This window comes from Nostoc sp. (assembly GCF_036919895.1).
Lineage (GTDB): Bacteria > Cyanobacteriota > Cyanobacteriia > Cyanobacteriales > Nostocaceae > Nostoc.
Genome location: NZ_JBALBW010000082.1, coordinates 24,602 through 42,126, shown reverse-complemented (window position 1 = coordinate 42,126; position 17,525 = coordinate 24,602). Strand labels below are relative to the sequence as shown.

Here is a 17,525-nt window from a genome sequence, read left to right as displayed (position 1 = left end):
AAAATCTGAGGCTGGCTCACCTTTTCTTGAAGGAGTTGTGTCAAGATTTCACGTTTTTTTTCTGGTGAAAGCCCAGTCAGATTTCCGTGAGTATTAGTCATGAGCTAGCCTCCTTTTCTGCTAATATCTGATTCAGCAATAACTCAACTTCTTGATTGGAAATTTCATCAAGCTTTGCTAACACCTGTAAAGCATTATCCCGCTCGACTCTTGTAATGGTGTTGATATTATTACTTTCTCTCAAACCTCGTCTCTGTTCAACTATTAATGCCTGTTTAATAATAGTAGGTATTTCAAAGAGGCTATGTAGAGGAAGTTCTACATCGAAATTTTTATATAACCGAGAGATAATTTGAGTAGCTAATAAAGAATCTCCTCCTAATTCCAAAAAATTATCATAAATGCCTACTTGCTCAATCCCCAAGAGTTCTTGCCAGACTTGAGCCATAGTTGCTTCAATTTCATTGCGAGGAGCAACATAATCATTACGGAGATTAGGGCGGGGATGGCTTTGTTGAGAAACACTTCCTGAAGCTAATTTATCTTCTAAAACTGTTAATCCTGCTTCCAGATATTTGAAAGCATGATTATACTCAATTAAAGCTGGAAAATCTTGGGTTGAAACAATAACATGAGGTAAATTAGTTCCCAAAATGCGATTAAAAGCATCACTTCCTTCTTGAGATATTATTCCTTTGTTCCGCTCTTGTTCCCTAATGTGTTTAATTTTATCTGGTACAACAGTCTCCACTGCCATACCTACTTCTTGCCAAGTGTCCCAATCAATTGATATTGTTAATAGCCCAGATTTATAAGCGTTATATGCATAAGCATCCAAAAATGCGTTAGCCGCACAATAATCTACCTGTCCAAATTCACCTAAAATCGAACTTTGCGATGAGCAAAGCACCAAAAAATCTAGATTGATATTTTGAAAAACTTGCTTTAGTACTATTGTTCCTCTAACTTTTGGTGCTAGTACGCTACTTGCGATATCCTGAGTTTTGAGTTGAATGATTCCGCCACCAGCAATACCAGCTGCATGGATGACACCATTAATTTGACCAAATTTTTCTACTGACTGAGCAATTACAGATTGCATTTGTTCGTAATTAGTTACATCGGCGCTAATTACCAGTACTTCTGCACCAAGAGTTTCCAATAATTGTACTTTCGTAATTATCTGGCTAACTCTATCTTGTTCATCATGAGTTGTTAACCATTCTTGCCAATTATCTTTTTTGATAATACTCTTTCGTCCGACTAAAACTAACTTAGCTTGTACTGTTTTTGCTAGGTGTTCTGCTAATACTAAACCAATGCCACCTAGCCCACCAGTAATTAAATAAACACCTTGCTGTTTTAACTTAGTTTTCTCAGCAATGCTCTGTTCTAAACGCACCGATTGGAAAGATTGAATCCAGCGATGATACCCACGATAGGCAACTATATCATCAGTTTCATTTGCAGCAAATTCTATTATCAGATTGTCTAAAACTCGTTGCCGTTGTGGAGTTTCTGAAGACGAAATTATTACATCAAGAATACGGCAATTTATGTTTGAATATTCCTTGGGAATGACTTTACATGGCCCTAATATAGTTGCCTTCGAGGGACATAATTTTTCTTCGCCAGTTACATCATATAAATTACTGGTTACAACCATCAGCTTCAGAGAATCTCGAACATTTCGTTTTCCTAGCGCCTGCGCTAAAAAAAGCAGACTCCAGAAACCAAGAGATTGACAATCTTCAAAAAATTTATCTTGTGTTTGTTCGTCTGGCTCTTGATTGGATAAAATATCCTTGGGAGTAAGGCTCCAAAAATGAGCGATCGCTTGGGGAATCCAATTCTGTTGTTGTAATGCTTGCAGTAAGCGATCGTAGTCATCCCTTTGTTGGGGATTAACTGTATATGTGCAGTCATCAAGTTTCGCAAATTTATCTGCAATCCTAATGACAATTACATCATGAGCTTGTTGTTTGAGTCGTTCGGCAATTTCTGCTCCAACTCCATAGGTATCAATAAAAACTAACCAACGTGACTTTTGTTCTACCAGTTTTTCCTTCTGGATCAGATCGAGCGGTGTAGATTCTTCCCAGCGAGGAACGTAGAACCAATCAGCAATATCTGGCTTTTTATCGGAAGTTTTTGGTGACATCATAGCCAGAGCCGCATTTCGATTTACCTCAATCCAGTAACGCTGGCGCTCAAAAGGATAAGTAGGTAAGGGTATACGATGACGCTTTTCGTTTGCGTAAAAACTTTGCCAATCAATTTTAACCCCTAGCAACCAAAGCCTACCCAAGGTATCAAGTAAAAATGCGACATCTGATTGTTGCTCTTGAGGATGCCGTATAGAGGTTAGTGCTATCAGTTCATCTGTTTGATGTTGTTTAGCCAAACTACTTAACGTCCGTCCCGGCCCAACTTCCAACAGGATTCGCTCTGGCTGTTTGAGCAACTCACTTATCCCTTGAGTGAAGCGTACTGGTTGCCTTAAATGCTTCGCCCAATAGTTAGGGTCTGTTGCTTCGGTTGCGGTAATCCAAGTACCACTAACATTGGACACAAACGGAATTTTTGGAGGATTGAGTTTTACTTTTTGTAACGACCGGGTGAAAGTCTCAATAATGGGTTCCATCATTCGAGAATGAAAGGCGTGGGAAGTACGTAAACGCCTATGGCTGACACCTTTTTGTTGTAGCTTTTGTTGCAATTGCTCTATTGCTTCTTCTGAACCGGATACCACACAAGAAGAAGGTGTATTGCTTGCAGCTAGAGAGATCTCCTTTTCTAGGAGTTGTTGTAGCTCTTGTTCTGGAAGCTGAACTGAGAGCATAGCACCACTTGGCATTTGCTGCATTAGTTTTCCGCGTGTTACTGCGATCGCCAAGCCATCTTCCACAGAGAAAACTCCGGCTATAGTTGCAGCTACGTATTCCCCTATACTGTGACCAATCATCGACTCAGGTTGCACGCCCCACGCCATCCATAACTTAGCTACAGCGTATTCAATTACAAATAGCGCTGGTTGAGTAATTGCTGTTTGCTGCAACTTTTGCGTTGCTGTTAACACTTGTTCTTCGCTGGGATAGAGAATTGTCCGCAGGTCAACATCCAAGAGAGGTTTGAGCAGTTCGCAGCAGTAATCAACCTGCTCTCTAAATACTGTTTCACTCTCATATAATTCCCGACCCATATTTACATACTGCGTACCCTGCCCAGAAAACATAAATACTACAGAGCGATTACAAGGTTCTTGATACTGAGTGAAAGCTCTTTGAGAATCTTGCAGCGCTATGAGAGCATCTTCTTGGTCTTGACAAACTACCATTCGGCGATGATTAAAAGTCCAGCGACCCTGTTGCAGAGTGTGAGCAACATCAGCGAGATTTAAATCTGGATGCTTCTGAAAATAATCAGCCAAATTTTCTGTAGCAGTTTCCAGCGCTGTACTCGTCTTAGCTGAAAGTAATAATAACTGCCAAGTCCGAGAAGAACTAGACGGTTTAGCTTCTGGCGCTTCTTCTAGAATTACATGGGCATTTGTCCCGCCAAAACCAAAAGAACTTACTCCCGCACGACGGGGAATGCCGTTGGTTTTCCATTCAGACAGCGTATTGTTGACATAAAAAGGACTGTTAGTAAAATCGATTTGAGGATTGGGTTCTTCAAAGTTCAAGCTAGGCGGTATCTGTTTATTTTTCAGGGCGAAGACGGTTTTGATTAGACCTGCAATCCCAGCCGCTTCGTCTAAATGTCCAATATTAGTTTTCACAGAACCAATTGCACAAAAGCCCTTTTTCTGAGTTTTGGCGCGAAAAGCTTGTGTCAGCGCCGCAACTTCAACCGGATCTCCAAGAGTTGTTCCAGTTCCGTGAGCCTCTATATAGGTAATTGTTTCGGGTTCAACCTCAGCCATAACCTGAGCGGCTCTAATCACCTTGGCCTGACCATAAATGCTGGGTGCAGTGTAACTAACTTTGTTAGCACCATCATTATTGATGGCAGAACCTTTTATAACTGCATGGATACAGTCCCCATCTGCGATCACTTCCTCTAAACGTTTTAAGACTACAATACCTAAGCCTCTTCCTCTGACAGTTCCCCTAGCCTTGGCATCAAAAGCACGACAATGCCCATCGGGAGATTCAATTCCTTCCTGCTGATACATATAACCAACTGCTTCTGATATTGACACTCCTCCAGCCAAAGCAATATCACATTCTCCACTGAGCAAACTTTGGCAGGCTAAATGTAAAGCCACTAATGAACTTGAGCAGGTAGTTTGAACTCCATAACTTGGCCCCTGCAAGTTTAATTTGTAAGAAGCAAGTGTAGTAACGTAAGCCGGAGAAATACCTTTTTCTATTTGTTTCTCACCAACAGAAGTGACAATATCGTAATTTGAATAAATATTTAGTAAATAACTGCCGAAATTAGTCCCAGCATAAACTCCAATAGGCTGATTATAAGCTTCGCAACTGTAGCCAGCATTTTCAAGTGCTGTCCAGGCATATTCCAAAAAGAAACGCATTGATGGCTCCATGATTTCAGCTTCTCTGGGACTTATGCCAAAAAATGAAGCATCAAACAAATCTATGCCTTCAACTACACCCTGCGCCTTAACATAATTAGGGTCTGCAATAACAGCAGCATCTACACCTAAATCTTTTAGCTCTTGCTCAGTAAAACAATGAATTGACTCAACTCCATTTCGGAGATTTTGCCAAAATTGCTCAATATTTTGAGCTTTTGGAAAACAGCCACTTAAACCAATAATAGCTATTTCTAACCCAGTTTGTTCGTTTATATAATCTACTAAATTTGCCATCAATAATTTCCTATTTTTATAAAAAGACTTCTAAACCATTTCAATATTTTGTCGTTGTTTTTGTACTAGACGTTGTTTGAATCTAGCTTTACCAGCTTCTAACTTTTCATTTAGTTCATTACTTTCCGCAACAAATGCTTCATCATGATTTTCTTCTTGACTAAAATATTGTGATAAAGCACTAATAGTCGGATATTTAAACAGGTCAGTTATTGCTAAATTCGCTTTCAACAGTTCGCGCAGCTTACTGTAAACCTGAAGTATATTTAACGAATGACCGCCGATATCAAAAAAGTTATCTTGAATACCTACTTTTTTAATATTAAGTATATTCTGCCAAACCTCAGCGATTATACGTTCCACGTCGTTTCGCGGCATTACATAAGTAGTTTCTAATTCCGGGCGAAGATAATCTGGTTGAGGTAATGCCCGACGATCTAACTTTCCACTGGGAGTTAAAGGTAGTGACTCTAACATCATGAAAGTAGAGGGCAACATATAGTCTGGTAATCTTTCTTTCAAATAATTTCGTAGTTCTGAATCATAAATTTTGAATGCTAAACTATCCTGAAAATCTGTATATTCAGCACTGGGAACAATGTAAGCAATTAAGCGTTTGTCGCCTAGACTATCTTCTGTGACAACAACTACATTCTCACCCACAGCCGGATGCTGACTCAGTAGCATCTCAATTTCTCCTAATTCGATTCGGAAACCACGAATCTTTACCTGATGGTCAATACGTCCCAGAAATTCAATATTTCCATCAGGAAGCCATCTTCCTAAATCTCCAGTTTTATAAATTAAATCTCTTTGTATTCCTGGTAGTGGTTTGGCATTAGTAGAAAACGGATTAGGAACAAAACTTGATTTTGTCATCTCTTCATTCTGCCAATATCCTTCAGCTACCCCAAATCCTGATACACAAATTTCCCCAGGAGATCCAATTGGTAGCAGTTGCATTTGAGCATCAAGAATATAGATATTTAGGTTTGCTAATGGTTTACCAATGGGAACTGTACGTTGATTTTCTGGTAAGGGTTTGTCAATGATATATTGAGTAATATCATCAGCAGCTTCACTTGGCCCGTAAGCATTCACTACCTTAATTGAAGGATACATTCTCAGCCACTTATTTACCAGTTCTACTGATACAGATTCTCCTGTCACCATCATCCACTTCAAGTTAGGTAACAATGTTTCACTTATTGGTAGACGGGAGATGTAATCTAGTAAACCTGAAAGAACGACTGGCACTAACTCAACAATAGTAATTTTTTCTTCTTTGATAACTTGGAATAAATTTTCTGGATTACAAATAGTTTCAGTACCGACGATGATAGTCTTACCACCAATTAAAACAGGCGCTAAAAACTGCCAAACAGAAATATCAGATGAAGCCGGAGCAGTTTGGAGAAAATTAAAGTTTTCAGTTAACCCAAGAGCATCAAATTCAGCATATATATGATTAATCGCACTACCATGCCTAATAATTACCCCCTTTGGTAATCCTGTCGAACCGGACGTATAAATCATATAAGCCGGATCGGTTCCCTGATGATTTACTTCCAAATTCTCTTTAGAGAAATTAGCAAAATCTAGTTCATCATATATTTTGATACCATTTATTAGCCCGTTACCCAAGGAATTTACTACAGGTATCGCTTGCTTATTTGACTTGATATCTAAACATATTAAGCATTCCAAATGCAGACAATCTTCTTGTGAACTAGCTAAAACATCTAAACAGGATGAGTCTGTTAATAGAATTCTCACTTGGCTATTAGATATCATGTATTTGATTCTATCTGGCGGATATGTACTATCAATTGGTACATAGACTCCACCAACCTTACTTATAGCAAGTATGCCTATTAAAAAATTTATATCTCTTTCTTTAATAATTCCGATAAAATCACCTTTTCTGACTCCTAACTTAGACAAAAAAGTAGCTAGCTGATTCGCTTTTTGATTTAATTGTTGATATGTTATTTGAGTATTTGCAAAAACAGCAACAAAATTGCTAGGTGTTTTTTCTACTTGCTTTTCAAATAACTTATCAATTGTCTGATTTGTTGGATATACTTTTGTATTATTATTAAAGGTTTGCAATAAATTGTTTATATCAAGTTCGCTTAAAACAGGGATGTCTGAGATCGAGATTGAACAATTATTTATAACAGTCTCTAATATATTGATGTAATATTTTGCAATCGCTTTAACATTTTCTTCTAGAAACAATGAATTATTGTAATAGATGCTTCCTTCAATTAAACTAGCATTAATTCTAAAAGAAAAAGTTAAATCATTTGGTATTTCTATAACATCCTCCAAGGAATGTATGTTTTCTAATAAAATTACTATGTCAAAAAATGAACAGCGATTTGGATTGTTTGGTAATTTTAATAACTCAATAAACTTCTCAAAAGAATAATTTTGATGAATATAGCCATTAATAGCTACTTCTTTAATTTTGATAAGTAAATCTTTAAAAGTAAGCTGATTGTCAACGTTAAAGCGTAAAGGAATTAATTTAGTCAGTAAATCTTCACTGCTTTTGATTTTTTTATAAGTTGGAGAGCCAACTATAATATCGCTAGTTCCATTATATTTTTGGAGATAAATACTTAATACTGCTACTAGAAATAAATAAACAGAAAAATCAGAGTTATCTGCAAGCTTAAGGATTTTTTCCGATAAATTACTTGGTATTTCAAAGCTTACTGACTTTTTTTTACCTTCAAATATTACTGGTCGGACATAATCTGTAATGAAAGCAGTCTCAGGTAACTCGTCAGAGATTTGATTTAACCAGTAAATTTTCTGAGAAAATAAATCTTCCGCAGTCAGGCTATTTCTAATTTTATTGGAAATCATTTTTACTCCCTCACTATAATTAAATTTTGAAAAAGCTAGTAATAATCATCTATTCTGCCAAAGAGTGATTAAAAGCTGCTTTGATAATTGCACAACCCCTTTGTAATGTAGACATATCAATTACCAACGGGGGCAAAATTTTAATTACAGTATCATTTCTACCTGCTAGCTCAACTATTAATCCTAGTTTAAAACAACGAGAAGTTATGCTTTTGGCAAAAGTGTTACCGCCAAAGTTTTTAACATCAATTCCCCAAATCATCCCAATTCCCCGAATTGCAATTTTTTCACTAATTGATGCTATCTCTTGAGATAAAAAACTTTTTAAGAAAAGCTCTTTAGTTTTGACATCCTGCTCAAGATTGCTACTTTCTCTATACTCAAGAGCAGCTGTTGCTCCGATAAATGCCAATTGATTACCCCTAAAAGTGCCATTATGTTCGCCTGGTTCCCATATATCTAACTCTGGCTTAATTAATAATAGCGACATAGGAAAACCATACCCACTGATAGACTTGGAGAGTACTACCATATCAGGAACTATATCGGCTCTTTCAAAAGAAAAGAAAGACCCCGTTCGACCACAACCGACTTGAATATCATCGCAGATTAATAAAATATCATGCTCGTTGCATAACTTTCTGAGTCGTTGCATCCAGTCAATCGGGGCTACAATAACTCCACCTTCAGCCTGCACTGTTTCAAAGATGATTGCTGCTGGTTTTTGAATTCCCGAATTTACATCATTTAATACTGTTTCTATATATTCTATTGTGTCAAAAGTTTCCATAAATCCATAAGGATAAGGCATAAAAGTTACATCACTCGATGTCCCAATTGCACCTGCTCGAATTCCGACATTACCACTAATAGCTAGACTACCCAAAGTCATTCCATGATATGCTCCCATGAAAGAAAAAATGCCGGATCTTTGTTTGACTTTTCTCGCTAACTTTAAAGCTGCTTCAACTGCATTTGTTCCTGTTGGCCCGCAAAACTGAATGCGATAATCTAGTTTTTTTGAAGTTAATACTACCTCATCAAACTTGGTTAAAAACCTTTCTTTGGCAGAGGTATACATATCTAAAGCATGGGCAATCCCATCAGCATCTAAATATGACATGACCTTTTGTTTTATATAGTCATGATTATGACCATAATTTAAAGCACCTGCACCTGCAAAAAAATCAATATATTCTTCGCCTGACTCAGCATAAACTATAGAATCTTTGGCTCTATGGAATATACCAGGAAAATTACGACAATAGCTTCTAACGTTTGATTCACATTTTTCAAATACATTCATGATATTGCTGTGTTGTAGTGACAAAGTACAGTAATTGATGAATTTACATATATTTGGCTTGGCATTATTTCAGTTCAAGACTTGGATAAACTAAAACCTATTATTCCCCAATAAGTGGGTTTTGATAACATCTAACTCTATGAAGCAAAAGCCCAATTAATTTTTGCTTCTTTCTCTAATACTGATGCGATCTTTTGTTGTTCTGGAGTCAATAGTGGTAGGTTTTTAATTTTGAAATTAGGATTATCGATCAACCCTTGCAGCAGCATTTGAATATCTTTGAGTATGCCAGCAATAGTAGTAGTTTCAAATCTCCTAGAATCATAAGAAAGAGCTATTAATAACTCTTTATTTGGATATACAACCACGTTCAAAGGGTAATTATTTCGGTAATATAATTCTGTATGTTGAAATTCTATATTTCCTCGCCAATCTCGGATAAATTCGCTGACTGGAAAGTTTTCAACCACCACAATAGTTTCAAACAAAGTTAATTTTTGAGGAACTTCACTCCAACGATGAATTTCTGTTAATGGAGTGTATTCATAATCGCGCACCTCAACTAATTGAAGCTGGAAACGTTGTAGCCATGATAAGAAAAGTTGTTCGCTATCTATATTGACATGGATGGGTAAGGTATTAACAAACATACCAACCATTGATTCCACTCCATGCAAATCTGCTGGTCGTCCGCTAACAGTGCAGCCATACAATATATTCTTGGAACAAGTATAGCGGCTAAGAAGAATCGCCCAAATACCATTAATTATGGTAGCAAATGTAAGACGATTTTGTGTAGCAAAAAACTGTAAGGCTTGTGTACTAGTCGATGATAACTGAATTATTTCTTCACTATACCTTACTTTCTCGGTAGATGATTGGTCAATTTGATCTATTTTTTCTATATAAGTTAAAGAAGTTGGTGCTTTGATACCCTGTAATGCTTGCCGCCAAAAAAGCTCCGCTTTTGATATGTCCTGTTGCTGTAACCAATCAATATAATCCCTAAAAGGACGAATAGGTGCTAAATAAATTTCTTTATCCTGACAAAGTATTCCATAAGTTTCTACAAACTCTTGGAATACTAATGAACCACCCCAACCATCGATAATGATGTGGTTAAAACTCCAAATATATAGATACTTATCATCAGTAAAGCGAATTAAAGTATGACGCATCAAACATGGTTGAGAAAAGTCAAAACTTTTTTGGCGATCGCTAACAATGAAAGAGTCAAGTTGCGCCTTTTGTTTAGATGAATTTATATTAGACCAATCATAAAAATTTAGGGGAACTTTTACTTGATTGTACACAATTTGTAGTGGATTTTCAATTTCTTCCCAATAAAACCCAGTACGTAAAATTGGATGTCGATCTATTACAAGTTGCCAAGCTTTTTCAAACGCCTCTATATTCAGATTGCCACTCACTGTAAAGACATGCTGGAAAAAGTATAAGGATAATTCACTATCAAATAAACAGTGAAATAGCATACCTTTTTGTACAGGTGTTAGTTCGTATATGTCTTCAATACTTTTTGTTTCCATTTAGCTACTTTTTACCTCTTTTGGTTAATTTTTAAGAGTAAATTATCCAATTGTTGTTGGTTCAATTTGGCTCTTGGGAAGTCAGATGGTGTATATTTTTCTGCTTCTACAGGCTGATCTTGAATTTGTGTGAGGTATAACTCTTTTGTTTTTAAATCCGGTTCGGGTTGGATAATTTCAGTAATACATAAGTCTGTTGCTAACTCAGCAATTGTCTGATAATGAAAAAACTGTTGAGATGTTAACTTTAAACCTGCTTGGTTAGCTTTGGCAGCAATTTGAATTGTGTTGATAGAATTTCCGCCCAACTCAAAAAAATTGTCATGGATACCTATCTTGTCAATTCCCAAAATTTCTTGCCAAATATCAACTAGCATTTGCTCTATTTCGTTTTCTGGAGCAATGTAATCATTCCCTAAATTCGGGCGAGGATGTTCGGCTTTGGAAAGATTGACTGTAGATAATGTTGAATCCAAAAGCCTTAATTTTTCTTGTAAATATTGGGGAGAATTATTTTGCCTAATTAAAGCTGGTAAATCTTGGGTTGAAACAACAACATGAGGTAGTTTAATTCCCAGAATGCGATTAAAGGCATCGATACCCTCTTGAGGTAATATGCCCTTTTTGATAATTTCCGCACGCTCTTGTTTAATATTATCTGGTAATACTGTTTCTACTGCAAACCCAACTTCTTGCCAAGTATCCCAACTGATCGATACTGTTAATCGGTTGGACGTGGAAGTATGATGGTGAGCATAAGCATCTAGAAAAGCATTAGCTGCACAATAATCTATCTGTCCAAATTCACCTAAAATAGAACTTTTAGATGAACAAAGCACAAATAAATCGAGATTGATATTCTTTAAAACCTCTTCTAATATTAATGTACCTTTGACTTTTGCTGCTAAAACATTGCTGGCTATATCCTGCGTCTTGACTTGGGTAACACCACCACCAGCAATACCAGCTGCATGGATTACACCATTAATTTGACCAAATTTTTGTAATGCTTCAGCAATTACTACTTGCATCTGCTCAAAATTAGTTACATCGGCACTTTTAACTTCTACCTCTGCCCCTAATTCTTCAAGCGATCGCACTTTTTGGATCTTCCGACTGATAGAATCTTGACTATCATGGGTTTCTAGCCATTGTTGCCACTCCTCGCGCTCAGGTAGCCCTCCTCGTCCGATGAGGATTAACTTAGCTTTTAGTGTTTTTGCTAGATGTTCCGCTAATACTAAACCAATGCCTCCAAGTCCCCCAGTAATTAAATAAACTCCATCTGGCTTTAACTTAGTTTTTCCGGCGATAGACTCATCTAATGGCAATGCTTCAAAGCTTTGAATCCAACGGTGAGAACCACGATAAGCAACTATTTTATTAGTTTGTTGTAATGTTAATTCTGCTACTAAATTATCTATGATTTTTTGAGATACAGGAGTTTGAGCAGAATCCATTACTAAATCAATAGTACTGCAATTGATATTCTGATATTCCTTGGGAATTACCTTGCATGGGCCTAATACCGTAGCCTTATCTGGGCATAAATTTTCATCTCCAATGACATCATGTATGTTACTAGTTACAACCATCAGCTTGAGGGAATCCCAAATATCTTGTTTTCCTATTGCTTGTGCTAAAAATAGCAAGCTATGGAAGCCGAGATGTTGATAATCTGCAAGCTCGTTGTTGAGCAAACAATCGTTTGGCGTAACGCTCCAAAAATGAGCGATCGCATTTGGTTTAAAACCCTGCTTTTGAAGTTCCTGAAGTAACATATCATAATCATCTGCTTGTTGAGGATTGATGATATACATCCCTTCGTCGAGCTTGCTAAATTGTTCACCCACCCGTACAGTAATTACATCTTGATTCTGTTGTTCAAGTCGTTGAGAAAATTCAGATGCTACTCCATAGTTATCCACAAAGACTAAGCAACGCAACTTTTCTTGGATTAGTTGTTCTTGAAAAAAGTCACAAGGGATGGATTGTTTCCATACTGGAATATAAAACCAGTCAGCAATATTTGATTTTTTATCTAATGATTGCTGTGATCCTGTTTGTGAAATGGAATCTAGTTCAATAGAATAACGCTGATTTTCAACGGGATGAATCGGTGAATTTTTATCTAATGGTATTGACTCAATCCAGTAACTCTGACGTTCAAAGGGATAGGTTGGTAAGGGAAGACGATGACGGCGTTCGTTGTCATAAAAACTTGACCAATCTATCTTAATTCCCAACATCCATAAGCGACCCAAAGTGTTAAGTAAAAATGCTACATCTGAATGCTGGTTGTGAGGATGAGGGATTGAGGACAGCATAGTTAATTCTTCAGGATTCCAAGTCTTTCCACAACCAATTTCTAGTAGAATTTTCTGATTGTCTTTGAGTAACTCTGGAAATTCTGCATTTATTTTTTTGGATTGCTGTATTTGTTCCCAATAGTTAGGATCTATTGCTTCATTTTTAGTAATCCAAGTGCCACTAATATTAGATATAAATGGAATTACTGGAGGATTGAGTCTGACTTTTTTTAATAACTCTGTGGAAGATTCATTTGCGACTAACGCAAGAGCATCTTCAAGAGAAAAAACACCAGCTAAAGTAGCAGCAACATATTCACCAATACCGTGCCCAATCATTGCTTGAGGAGAAATTCCCCAGGACATCCACAATTTAGCTAAAGCGTACTCAATAACAAACAGCGCACTTTGAGAAAAGCAAGTTTGTTGAAGTTTTTCTACTGCGGTTTTCTGCTCAGATTCGTTGGGATAAATTACGGAACGCAAATCTAACTCTAAATGTGGTTTTAAGATGAGGCAGCACTCTTCTATCTGCTTGCGGAACATCGGCTCTGTTTCGTAAATTTCTTTGCCCATGTCTGCATACAGCGCACCTTCTCCAGGAAACATGAAGGTAACGGAACGAGTTCCTGACTCTTGAAATTGAGTTACAACTCGCTCTGATGCTGGCTGATTCAATGCCTTAATTGCATCTTGGGTATCGGCACAAACTAATATTTGCCGATAATTAAAGTCTCTACGCCCCATTTGTAAGGTGTAAGCTACATCTGCAAGATTCAAATCGGGATGTAGCATTAGATGTTGGCTTAGATTCTGCGTGGCAGTTTCTAATGCAGACTCGGTTTTCGCAGAGAGGACTAACAATTGCCAAGGACGGGAAGGGCTAGAAGCTGGAAGTGTTGGGGCTTCTTCTAGAACTACGTGGGTATTAGTTCCACCCATCCCTAAAGAACTAACACCGGCACGGCGCGGAGTCGAGCCTGTTTTCCATGCCGTTAGCTTGGTGTTGACGTAAAAAGGACTGTTGGCAAAATCAATTTCAGGATTAGGCTGTTCAAAGTTTAAGCTTGGCGGAATTAACTCATGCTTGAGAGCCAAAGCCGTTTTGATTAATCCTGCAACTCCGGCGGCGGCATCTAAATGTCCAATATTCGTTTTGACTGAACCAATGGCGCAGAAATTCTTTTTCTCGGTACTGGCACGAAAAACTTTAGTCAGCGCAGCAATTTCAATCGGATCTCCCAGCGCTGTACCGCTACCGTGGGCTTCAATATAGCTGATTGTCTCCGGTTCTACCTCTGCTAACATTACCGCTTCTGCGATCGCTTCTGCTTGTCCATCTACACTAGGGGCTGTGTAGCCAACTTTCATCGAACCGTCATTGTTAATTGCAGCGCCTTTAATTACAGCATATATGCAATCACCATCTGCGATCGCATCTCTGACTCGTTTAAGAACAACTATCCCTACACCGTTACCAACAGTTGTTCCCTGCGCTGTAGCATCAAAGGCATGACAATGACCATCAGGAGATAGTGGCCCTCCTTTTTCATATAAATAACCAGTTTTTTGGGGCAATCGAATAGAAACCCCTCCCGCCAAGGCCATATCGCATTGATAATTTTGCAAACTTTGGCACGCGAGAGTAGTAGCAACTAATGATGTAGAACAAGCTGTTTGAACAGTAATACTGGGCCCAGTTAAATTTAATTTATAAGAAACACGAGTAGAGAGAAACCCTTTATCATTACCAATTAACTTTTGGTATGATTGCGCTGACCCTAATTGGTCATTTTTCAAATCAAAAGATAAATAATTATTTAAGCTAGCACCAGCATAAACACCAATTCGACTTTCACACTTACTTGAGTCGTAACCAGCATTTTCCAAAGCTGACCAAGCGCATTCCAAAAATAGACGATGTTGAGGATCTGTTACTTCCGCTTCTTTCGGATTCAGGTCAAAGAATGCAGCATCAAATAAATCAATATTTTCTAAAATACCGCCAATTTTCACATAATTACTATCATTAACAAACACCGGAGATACACCAGCATTTATTAACTCTTCATCTGTAAATAAGGATAACGACTCCACGCCATCTTGTAAATTTTTCCAAAAAGATTCTATGCTGGTGGCTCCTGGAAAACGCCCAGCCATCCCAATAATAGCCACTCCCTCCATTAATTCATAATTTATCTCAGTCTCATCTTGTTTATTCATATCATTTGCTACCTAAAAACTCGTGAACTGATTACCAATATTAAAAATTAAATTCTCTCTTCCTCTGTGTTCTCTGCGTCTCTGCGGTTCGTCTAACCTAATCAATCACTTGAAACTGTACATACCCAGGAACAGCCTGAATCCGAGTCAAATCATTTTCAAAAATAACCGAATTACCTTTCTTCTCAACTTCCTTAAACCCAGCAAACTTATAAGATATGTACATCATTCGATTGCGATCGTTTGGTACAAATTCAGCCAAAAGACGGACATTATTGCTTTGAGCCAGACTCATAATATGATTCAACATAATTGTCCCCACTCCTCTCGACATGACTCGACAAGACATCAGCAAAAGCTTTATCGTCCATAATTTAGACTGGCATTCAATCAGAATCAAACCTATTTTTCCGTAGCTTCCATACTTATCGTCCAGACTTGCAATTAGCAGCTTATGATTTTCTGATTGACGAAACTTATTAAGTTCATCATAAGAGTAGGTATAACCAGTTGTATTTAACTGGTTAGTTCGTAATGTTAATTCTTCTGCACGCTGCAAGTCTTCTTCTTGAGCAGAAGAGATAGTGAAATTCATATTGAGAGTAGCCAAGAATTCGTCCGTTGTGCCAACAAATTCTTTCTCAGCATTTTGACGCTCAATATCACTAATATACATCAATCTTCTAATTCGTGAATCTTCCGTAATAAAACGTGGATTCATGATTGGCATATCTAAAATGCTGCCTATTTCATCTGCATTTATACACAGAATTTCTGGACAAGTAAATTTAACTTCTTCCAGCTCAAATAATTGGTCGTCGATAAATGCGATCGCATCCATTCCAATATTAATCAACTTAGCAATTTCTTGTAAAGAATAAGCTTTAGAATTCCAATTTATCTGGGGATATAAAAAATACTCTTTTAAACTAAACTTTTCCAGTTTAGCTATTGTTGTAGCATAATCATTCTTGCTAGCTATAGATTGTAATATACCACGATTATCTAACGTGTGAATAATATTTATTATATCTTCTCGCAAAGAAACTTCTTTATCTTCCAGCAAAACTCCATCCCAGAGAGTATTATCTAGATCCCATACGACACATTTAATAAACTTTTTGTCTTTTTGCTTACTATCTAAGTCTTGTTCTTGAATACTAACCATATCTTAAACTCTCTCAGTTAATTTATTATCTAAACCAGTAGTAATTGCAAAAAGATAATCTTGATAACCTGACTCTGCAATAGTGATTTCTTGAATTTGAGTACTACCTTCAATGATTTCCATGATTTTAGAGTCTCGTAGATATCTCTCAACTGGGTACTCACTGCTACAACCATTACCACCATGAAGTTGCACTGCATCATTTGCTATTTTGGTAGCTACTGTGGATGCAAAGTACTTAGCGATAGAAGTCTCTGTAATCGAGTTAGGATCGTTAATATCTTTGAGATAACCAGCTTGATAACATAATAGTCTTGCTGCTTTTACTTGAGTTATCATCTGAGTAATCTTTTGACGGATTAATTGATGTTCTTTAAGATAAACGCCAAACTGTTTGCGTTCATTTGTATACTTGAGACAAGCTTCTAAACAAGCTTGAGCAATACCTACACAACCTGATGCCACACTATATCTACCATAATCAAGGGCAGAAGCAGCAATGTAAGAAAATCCAAAACCTAATTTACCGACTAAGTTTTCTTGAGGAATTTGGCAGTTATTAAACTGCAATTCTGCTGACATTGAAGCCCTAACACCTAAAATACCAGACATTGGTTTAACTGAAAACCCTGGACTATTTTTATCAACTAAAAAAGCAGTAGGTTTCCCCTCACATTTAGCAAAGACCAAAAATATATCTGCTATTTGTCCATAGGTAATCCATTTCTTTTGTCCATTTAAGATATAAGCATCACCAACAAGCGTTGCTGTTGTTTCTACACTTTTTGCATCGCTACCTACATTGGGTTCGCTTAATGCAAAAGCAGCTATGATTTCTCCAGATGCAAATTTGGGAAGCCAATACTCTTTTTGAGATTTATTACCCCATTTACGCAAAGCATGAGCAACCATGTTATGAACTGTCAGCAAACTCCTAATGGAAGAACACCCACGTCCAATTTCTTCGTTGAGAATGCCATAGGTAATCATATCCATTCCTATACCGCCATATTCTTGGGGTAATATGGCACCGAGAAAACCACATTTAGCTATTTTCTTAATTATTTCTGGCGGAGTAAATTCTTTCCTATCACATTCGCCTGCATTAGGAAATATTTCTTCATTTACAAAAGCTCTAAACTCATATTGAGCATTTTTTTGTTGAGCAGATAGTTCTAGTTTCATAATACGACTTTTTTCAACAAATCGAGTAATGCTCCAAAGTAGCGAGACTTGTAGATATTCATTCAGGGATTTT

7 protein-coding genes are annotated in these 17,525 nt (G+C 37.2%); all 7 read right to left on the bottom strand.

Translation table 11 applies throughout. The features are described 5' to 3' along the window. Window positions 1-97: 97 nt before the first annotated feature. Window positions 98-4,837 (bottom strand): type I polyketide synthase, encoded by a 4,740-nt coding sequence (locus V7K55_RS16765; RefSeq protein ID WP_334833179.1) that lies wholly within the window; start codon window positions 4,835-4,837, stop codon window positions 98-100. Between the two features lie 30 nt (window positions 4,838-4,867). Further along, window positions 4,868-7,714, bottom strand: coding sequence for a non-ribosomal peptide synthetase (locus tag V7K55_RS16760; RefSeq protein WP_334833177.1), 2,847 nt, complete (start codon window positions 7,712-7,714; stop codon window positions 4,868-4,870). A 49-nt stretch (window positions 7,715-7,763) separates the two neighbouring features. Then, on the bottom strand, window positions 7,764-9,020 hold the full coding sequence (ectB, locus tag V7K55_RS16755; RefSeq protein ID WP_334833175.1) for a diaminobutyrate--2-oxoglutarate transaminase: 1,257 nt from the start codon (window positions 9,018-9,020) through the stop codon (window positions 7,764-7,766). A 137-nt stretch (window positions 9,021-9,157) separates the two neighbouring features. Continuing rightward, the gene (locus tag V7K55_RS16750; protein ID WP_334833173.1) at window positions 9,158-10,567 is read right to left on the bottom strand and encodes a condensation domain-containing protein; all 1,410 of its coding nucleotides are present in this window, start codon (window positions 10,565-10,567) and stop codon (window positions 9,158-9,160) included. An 11-nt stretch (window positions 10,568-10,578) separates the two neighbouring features. After that, window positions 10,579-15,099, bottom strand: coding sequence for a type I polyketide synthase (locus V7K55_RS16745; RefSeq protein WP_334833172.1), 4,521 nt, complete (start codon window positions 15,097-15,099; stop codon window positions 10,579-10,581). 97 nt (window positions 15,100-15,196) lie between these two features. Further along, a complete protein-coding gene (locus tag V7K55_RS16740; RefSeq protein ID WP_334833169.1) occupies window positions 15,197-16,267 on the bottom strand; it encodes an HAD-IIIC family phosphatase in 1,071 nt (356 codons plus the stop codon). A 3-nt stretch (window positions 16,268-16,270) separates the two neighbouring features. Continuing rightward, window positions 16,271-17,452, bottom strand: a complete 1,182-nt coding sequence (locus tag V7K55_RS16735) for an acyl-CoA dehydrogenase family protein (protein WP_334833167.1) — start codon at window positions 17,450-17,452, stop codon at window positions 16,271-16,273. Window positions 17,453-17,525: the final 73 nt, after the last annotated feature.